7 protein-coding genes are annotated in these 7,633 nt (G+C 32.1%); all 7 read right to left on the bottom strand.

Features of this window, described 5'->3' with window-relative positions; all coding sequences use genetic code 11:
- Positions 1-17: 17 nt before the first annotated feature.
- Positions 18-368 carry a CrcB family protein gene (locus tag HMPREF0520_RS00985; RefSeq protein WP_006729032.1) on the bottom strand — a complete coding sequence of 117 codons (351 nt, stop codon included), beginning with the start codon at positions 366-368 and terminating at the stop codon, positions 18-20.
- On the bottom strand, positions 368-766 hold the full coding sequence (locus tag HMPREF0520_RS00980) for a fluoride efflux transporter FluC (RefSeq protein WP_006729031.1): 399 nt from the start codon (positions 764-766) through the stop codon (positions 368-370). The genes HMPREF0520_RS00985 and HMPREF0520_RS00980 overlap by 1 nt, the downstream gene beginning before the upstream one ends.
- 15 nt (positions 767-781) lie before the next feature.
- Positions 782-2,305 carry an O-antigen ligase family protein gene (locus tag HMPREF0520_RS00975; protein WP_006729030.1) on the bottom strand — a complete coding sequence of 508 codons (1,524 nt, stop codon included), beginning with the start codon at positions 2,303-2,305 and terminating at the stop codon, positions 782-784.
- Between the two features lie 106 nt (positions 2,306-2,411).
- The gene (glmS, locus tag HMPREF0520_RS00970) at positions 2,412-4,223 is read right to left on the bottom strand and encodes a glutamine--fructose-6-phosphate transaminase (isomerizing) (RefSeq protein WP_006729029.1); all 1,812 of its coding nucleotides are present in this window, start codon (positions 4,221-4,223) and stop codon (positions 2,412-2,414) included.
- Positions 4,224-4,413: 190 nt separating this feature from the next.
- Positions 4,414-5,766, bottom strand: a complete 1,353-nt coding sequence (gene glmM, locus HMPREF0520_RS00965; protein ID WP_006729028.1) for a phosphoglucosamine mutase — start codon at positions 5,764-5,766, stop codon at positions 4,414-4,416.
- A gap of 23 nt (positions 5,767-5,789) precedes the next feature.
- On the bottom strand, positions 5,790-6,758 hold the full coding sequence (locus tag HMPREF0520_RS00960; protein ID WP_006729027.1) for a CdaR family protein: 969 nt from the start codon (positions 6,756-6,758) through the stop codon (positions 5,790-5,792).
- Positions 6,755-7,597, bottom strand: coding sequence for a diadenylate cyclase CdaA (cdaA, locus tag HMPREF0520_RS00955; protein ID WP_006729026.1), 843 nt, complete (start codon positions 7,595-7,597; stop codon positions 6,755-6,757). Before cdaA ends, HMPREF0520_RS00960 begins: the two co-directional genes overlap by 4 nt.
- Positions 7,598-7,633 lie beyond the last annotated feature (36 nt).

The following is a 7,633-nucleotide window of genomic DNA, read 5'->3' as shown; positions in this document are numbered from 1 at the left end:
CTTTTTATATGCACATTTTATTTAGCTAATATATATCCTATAAGCAATAAAGTAAAACCGCCGAGGTATGTAAGCACAAAATAAGAGATGAATATTAGATATTGCTTGTTACGTAATTCATCGAGTAATTCAAAATTCATTGTTGAAAAGGTCGTCAACCCACCCAAAAAGCCTGTACCTAATAAAGCATAGCTATAACCTGCACAAACTTTAGCAAATAAAATCCCCATCAGAAATGAACCAGCTAAATTAACACATAAAGTGGCTAGTGGAAAAGTTCCTAAATAAAAATTACTAGTATAAATATTAATTTTATAGCGAACTAATGCCCCGCATATACCACCGATCAAAACCATCAACCATGCCATTAACGATTTTTACCTACCTTTACTACTAGTTTTTCTAAAAGCATCCCTATCCATGTAAAAAATAGCCCCAAAGCTGCAAATAATACAAAATAAGTCAGACCTGCAAGATATTGCTTATGATTAATTAATTTAAAAATTTCTAAATTATAGGACGAAAATGTAGTAAATGAGCCAATAAAACCTACCGTTAACCCCTTAGCTAATGATAAATTGCTATAATTATAATCTTTCAAAAAAAGATTAATAAAGCCTAAAGCAATGCATCCTAAAATATTAACTAGTAAAACCCCATTTATTTCTTTAGCTAGACAGCTTCTAAGTATAGAGCCAATAGCTGCTAAAATAGCAATCACTAAATATATCTTAAGACTCTTGACTTGTATAATCTTTTTTACCAACTGAAATAACCTCCACTACTTAACTTTTTTCTGCTGTAACAACATAAAGCCAAAAGTAAAGCTGGCAATAAGTGAAGCAGTCAAGAAATCCATAACATTTCCAGAATTATAGGCTACTAAAATAAGTAGACCATTAGCCATAATCAAAAAGCTATTTAACATCGTACGTAATTGACTATATCTTAGCCATTTATAGATTGAATATACTATCATAATAGGATAAATGCCTACCAGTAAAATCATACCAATAAAGCCCATCGAATCTTTTTGGGATACAAAATCCCGTTCTAAATGGAATAATTGCGTCATTGCCAAATATGAAATACCAAATATTTTAACAAGACCGACTGACTTTTGACTCATATATTCTTTGACCATAGTTTCTTCAAGCAAACGATTATCCATTCGTTTAATAGACGGCCAATGATAAACTTTATTCCAAAATTGATAATTATTTTCTACTGGAATACTATACTTGATATATTTTTTAGGGATATTAAAGCGATTATGATATTTTTTTACAAAGGCAATAATATATTCTTTCTTTTCGGCTTTAGTCTCTTTTTGCGATAATGCCTTATCTAACTTTTTTATTAACCGCTTAGTATGATGTTTAGTAGATTTTTTAGCTACTGTTTCAGTAGACTGATTTCTGCGAGACATCGGACTATATGGTATAGTTGCACAATATGCACCAACAAAAATGGCAATCAATATTAATGGTTTAATACTAAATTTGGCATTGCGTAAAATAAATATATGCACTAAATATACTAAAATAGAAAGGATATTTATAGCGACAAAACCCAGAGTACCAACTCGTGTACCCAGCATAATCATTGCCATACCTGTAACTATATAAAGTATGCTGTTAATGAAATTAAATCTAGTTAAGAGCAGATAAATTATAAGTGGCACTAATAATACTAAAATTGCTGAAATAGTATTAGCAAAGTAAAACCAGCCTTTTGAAGCAATTTCTCTAAAAGTAAAATCACTACGGCTGAACCACGAAAATATATTAGCCACAATTAGCTTGTGATTGTCATATGAGCACATTGACTTACAAATCAGATTACTAATAACAATAGAACCTGAAATTAACGCAACTAGTCCTTGAATTACGACCATAAACTGCTGAATTGAAAATTCAGTATGATAGATAATATATATCATAATCACCGGTAACAGCATCCGGACAATATAAAAAGCTTCTTTGATTATCATTACCTTACTAATCGCTGGAAAAGTTGAAAAATACCAAAGATGCCCCACCGAATAAAATACTAAGATCAATGCATACACACAAATATATTTAAAATATCGACTCCGTGATTCGCTGATACTGAATTTCCAAAAAAGAAAGACAATTAATGCTATCAAACCAAATCTTAAAAGCGTTGGTATAGAAAAAACAAATAATTTTTTTAATTTAGAATTGGCATAAAAGAAATATGTATCCAATAAAGGCTGAATTAAAATAAAACATTGTAATAATCTAATAAAAAATTGATTTTTCTTCGAATTTTCTTGTAACATAAATATTCTCCATTAGTCTACTATATATAAAATATACAGTATTTTAAGCAATAATAAAATAGGCTAAACAAATTAGCTTAGCCTATTTCATTATTGTATTCAATGCTTACTCTACAGTAACACTTTTAGCTAAATTTCTTGGCTTATCTACATCTAACCCTTTATTTTTGGATGCATAGTAAGCTAATAATTGAGCTGGTACAACAGTAACCAATGGTGATAAATAGTAATCTACATCAGGTAATATAATATCATCAGTAGCTTTAGCAAATTTCTTAGCAACAATCGTGATAACATTTGCACCACGAGATTCAACCTCTTGAATATTACCACGTGTCAAATCAGCAGTTGCAGGATCATTGATTAAGGTAACAACTGGTACTCCTTTTTCAATTAAAGCAATCGTTCCATGTTTTAATTCAGCAGCAGCAAAACCTTCTGTTTGAATATATGAAACTTCCTTTAGTTTTAAAGCACCTTCTAAAGCTACTGCATAATCTACACCACGACCAATATAAAAAGCATTTCTGGTAGTAGCAAGATATTTTTTAGCCAAACTATTAATTTTCTCTTTGCCATCAACTATCTCTTGCATGCCTTCAGCAACTAAAGCCAATTGTCGTTTTAAATCAAAATCAATAGCCGCTGCTATTTTCAAATACTCACCAACAGCTTTAGCTAAAATAGCTTGTACCGCAACTTGAGCAGTATATGCTTTAGTTGATGCAACAGCTATTTCAGGGCCAGCTTTTAATAGCATCGTATAGGTAGCTTCTCTAGATAAAGTTGAACCTGCTACATTAGTAATAGTTAAGCTAGGTAACCCTAATTGGTTAACCTGTTTTAATACTACACGTGAATCAGCTGTTTCACCTGATTGTGATAGAAAAATAAAGAATGGTTTCTTAGATAATTTAGGAAAATGATATCCAAACTCCGATGCAATACCAACTTCTACTGGTATATCAGTATACTTTTCAATAATATTCTTACCTACTAAACCAGCGTGATAACTAGTACCAGCAGCTAAAATATAGATTCTGTCACTTTGTGCTACTGATTGGACGATATTTGCATCAACCTTAACATCTGCATCATCATTAAAGTACTCTTTCGATAAACGACGCATAACTGAAGGCTGTTCATCAATTTCTTTAAGCATATAAAATTCATACGTCCCTTTAGACGCTGAATTTGGATCAATATTTACTAGATAAGGCTTACGTTCAATATGATTGCCTGCAATATCTTCAATATTAATTGCACTAGCAGTAACATCTGCGACATCACCATCTTGCAAATCAATAAAAAGTTTGGTCTGATCTAAAACAGAAATTGCATCTGAAGCGATTATATTAAAGCCATCACCAATACCCAACATCATCGGGCTCTTATTCTTAGCTATAAAAATATGATCCGGTTCTTTATTATCAACTAATAAGAAGGCATAAGAACCATTTATTAATTTCAATGCTTCTTTAAAGGCTAAAAAACCTGATAAACATTTTTCTTTAGCAATTTTAGCAATTAATTGAACTACGACTTCAGTATCTGTATCCGAATTAAAACTGACATCAGACAAGTATTTTTCCTTTAATTCAGCATAATTTTCAATAACACCATTATGAACCAAATAAAAACGCTTATCAGATGAATAATGCGGATGAGAATTGGCAATAGAAGGTTTGCCATGAGTAGCCCATCTTGTATGTCCAATACCTACTAATCCTTGTTCATTATCACTTAGCTTATCTTCTAAGTTCTTGATACGACCTACAGCTTTAGTTAAATATTCATGACCATTTAAATCGTTTAAATAAATACCAGCAGAATCATAACCCCTATATTCTAGCTTCTTTAAACCATTTAAAACAACGTCACGTGCTGACTTACCAATTATACCAACTATACCGCACATAATTTATCTCCTCTATCTATGCCAAAAATTGGTATAGACTATATTGTTTTCTAAGAACTCTTAGCAAATGTTATATTAGCCGATTTAAGGTTAGTAGTCAAGCCAAAAATTAAAAAAGCAGACTACAATTGGTATAGTTATAATAGTGAAACCAAAAAAGGGTTCTTATCATCGCAAACCCTTTTAATATTTATATACCCATTTCAGCTTTAACTACATCAACTACATCTTGACAACACTTATCAGCCAATTCTTGCGTAGGTGCTTCAGTCATTACACGAATTAATTCTTGTGTACCTGAAGGTCTAACAAAAATACGTCCATCATCGCCTAAAGTCTTTTCAACTTCAGCAATAGCTGCAGATATTTTGGTACTCTTTTTCCAATCTTGCTTATTACGAACTGGTACATTAACTAACTTTTGTGGATATGATTTAAAATCACTAAGCAATTCGGATAATGATTTACCAGTATCTTTCATAACATACAAAAGATGTAATCCTGTGAGCATACCATCACCAGTATTATGATAATCACTGATAATTACATGACCAGACTGCTCACCACCCAAATTATAGCCGTTAGCACGCATCTCTTCAGAAACATAGCGATCTCCAACCTGGGTTCTGATATTTTTAATTCCACGACGTTCTAATGCCTTAGTAAAGCCTAAATTACTCATTACTGTAGTAACAATAGTATCATTTTTCAAGCGTCCATGATCTGCTAAATAGCAACCTATAACATACATGATATGATCGCCATCAACTTCATTACCTTTTTCATCTACAGCAATACATCTATCAGCATCCCCATCAAATGCCAAGCCTAATTGTGCACCCTGTTTTACTACCTCTTGTTGTAATAATTCAGTATGTGTTGCACCAACATGATCATTAATATTTAAGCCATCTGGATGAGTTGCAATAGTTGTAAAATCAACTCCCATATCCGCAAATAAACGTGAAATTAACGCACTAGAAGCACCATTAGCACCATCAACTACCACTTTAATACCATCTAATTGTTCAGGTAAGGTATTTTCAATAAATTGCAAATACTTAGATGATCCTTCATGATAACTAGTAACAGTACCTAATCCTTGAGCGGATGGTCTAGGCAAAGTATCTTCTTTAGAGTCAATTAAAGCTTCAATTTCAGCTTCTTTTTCATCAGAAAGTTTCAACCCGTCACTACCAAAGAATTTAATACCATTATCTTCAACTGGATTATGAGAAGCAGAAATTTGGACACCAGCATCTGCTCCTTGAGCTCTAACTAAATAAGATAGCCCTGGAGTAGTAATAACACCTAACTCCAAAACTTCAATCCCTACAGAAAGTAAACCAGAAATTAAAGCATACTCCAACATTTGTCCAGAAATTCTAGTATCTCTAGAAACTAAAACTCTAGCTCTTTCACCTGCACTCTTATGTTTGGTTAAAATATAACCTCCATCACGTCCTAATTTAAATGCCATTTCTGGAGTCAATCCAGCATTAGCAACACCTCTAACACCATCGGTACCAAAGTACTTAAGCATCTTACAAATCGACCTTTCTTATATTAATTTTTAATCGCTGAAATGTCAGCCATTTCAATTTTTACCCAAATGTCACTAGGGTCTGCTTTAACTACTCCCTTTGGTAACTTAAGTCTTACCTTTTTAGAAGTATTATGAACAATACCTGCCAAATTAACATCAACATCTAATTGAACTATATCTTTTAACGTTGATGCTGCACCATAAAGCGTAACTTTCTTTATGGAACTGGTCAGCGAATACATTCTATTACTTGCAGCATTATGAGAAGTAATATTTAGTCTTACCCTTTTTTTGGACTTTCTTATTGGTATATATACATGCGTAGTTTCTGGCTGAATTACAACATTCAACTGTTTACCTGAAGCATCTACTGCTACCAACATAACCTCACTATCAAAAGAATGTATTGTTTTTTTCCTGATATCAACATTAGCAATAATTTTACTAATATGGTTAACTTCAGATTTTTCTCCCGTAACTTCAACCATACTTGGTTTGCAATATGGTGCATAAACAAAATACTCTTTGGATAAGACATCACTATTATACCTTATTTTTATCGGTAATGTCCGAGTTTTTCTTTCCTGAATATCAACCACTATTTTCTTAGGAGAAATTTTGTAACTTAATTGATTACTAAGCCCGCTAACTCTAATAGGAACTTGATGTTTGCCTATTTTTAATTCACTTAAATCAATAAAAGCTCTAAAATTTTTAGTATTAATGGCTGATACAACTAAAGCACTAGGACCTGTAATATTGACCTTTACTTTTTCTGGATATCCAGTTACATAATATTTATCAGTATTAACAGAAATCTGCAACGGCAGCTTAAGTGTCTCAGTCTTGGTAACAGTTTGCAAAGTCCGAGTTCGTTGACCACGCGGTATAAAGCCGACTTGATTATAACTAACATAAACAGTTAACAAAATAGTGATTATAAGGGCCAGAAGTTTATAAAATAATTTAGAATCGAAAAATTTATTCATCTAATACTCGACCCCCAATTCCATATTTTAGATATCATTCGCTGAAAATTAGTAGGTTGATCGTCAGTCTCAGGAACTAACTGTGCTCTTAAATATTTCAAATATTCTTCTCTAGTTAAATCTAGCATCAAATTACTGTTGCGTGTAATCGTTACACCACCTGTTTCTTCCGAAACTACAATTGTAATTGCATCTGTAACTTCTGAAATACCTACTGCAGCTCGATGTCTAGTACCTAAATTTTTAGGTATTGTATTATTATCAGACAATGGTAAATAAGCTGCCGCAACTGATACTTTATTATCTTTAATAATTACAGCTCCATCATGCAAAGGGGTATTAGGAATAAAAATATTAATTAATAATGCTCCAGTAATCGTAGCATTGATAGGAATACCTGTTTCAATATAATCTTCTAACCCAGTTTTTTGTTGTAAAGTAATCAATGCACCTATACGCCTTTTAGACATATATTGAATAGCCTTATCCAATTCTTCTATCATAATTTCAGAACTTTTTTTGGCGACTACATTACCGCCTAGTAATGGTGATCTACCTAAATGTTCCAACCCTCGACGTATTTCAGGTTGAAAAATAATGATCATACCAATCACTGACCATGATAAAATTTGATCTACCAAATATGACAATATCACAACATGTAAAAAGCCAGCAACTAATCTAATTACAATAATTAAAGCGATACCCTTAGCTAATTGTACGGCCTTTGTACCTTTTATAATCATAATTAAACGATAAATTAAAAACCATACAATCAAAATATCAATCAAATTCATAAGATGTTGCCAAGTAAAGATATGATATATATCCCAAACCATTCCTATCACCCCTTTTTTATAATCAATAACCTATCT

Origin of the sequence: Lactobacillus iners DSM 13335 (assembly GCF_000160875.1) — a bacterium.
Classification (GTDB): Bacteria; Bacillota; Bacilli; order Lactobacillales; family Lactobacillaceae; genus Lactobacillus; species Lactobacillus iners.
The sequence above is the reverse complement of the archived record's forward strand: the minus strand, read 5'-3'. Positions and strand labels throughout refer to the sequence as shown.

Coding starts and splice junctions, on each gene's coding strand:
- HMPREF0520_RS00985 (WP_006729032.1), bottom strand. CDS start 368: ATGGCATGGTTGATGGTTTTGATCGGTGGTATATGCGGGGCATTAGTT.
- HMPREF0520_RS00975 (WP_006729030.1), bottom strand. CDS start 2,305: ATGTTACAAGAAAATTCGAAGAAAAATCAATTTTTTATTAGATTATTA.
- glmS (WP_006729029.1), bottom strand. CDS start 4,223: ATGTGCGGTATAGTTGGTATAATTGGTAAGTCAGCACGTGACGTTGTT.
- glmM (WP_006729028.1), bottom strand. CDS start 5,766: ATGCTTAAGTACTTTGGTACCGATGGTGTTAGAGGTGTTGCTAATGCT.
- HMPREF0520_RS00960 (WP_006729027.1), bottom strand. CDS start 6,758: ATGAATAAATTTTTCGATTCTAAATTATTTTATAAACTTCTGGCCCTT.
- cdaA (WP_006729026.1), bottom strand. CDS start 7,597: ATGGTTTGGGATATATATCATATCTTTACTTGGCAACATCTTATGAAT.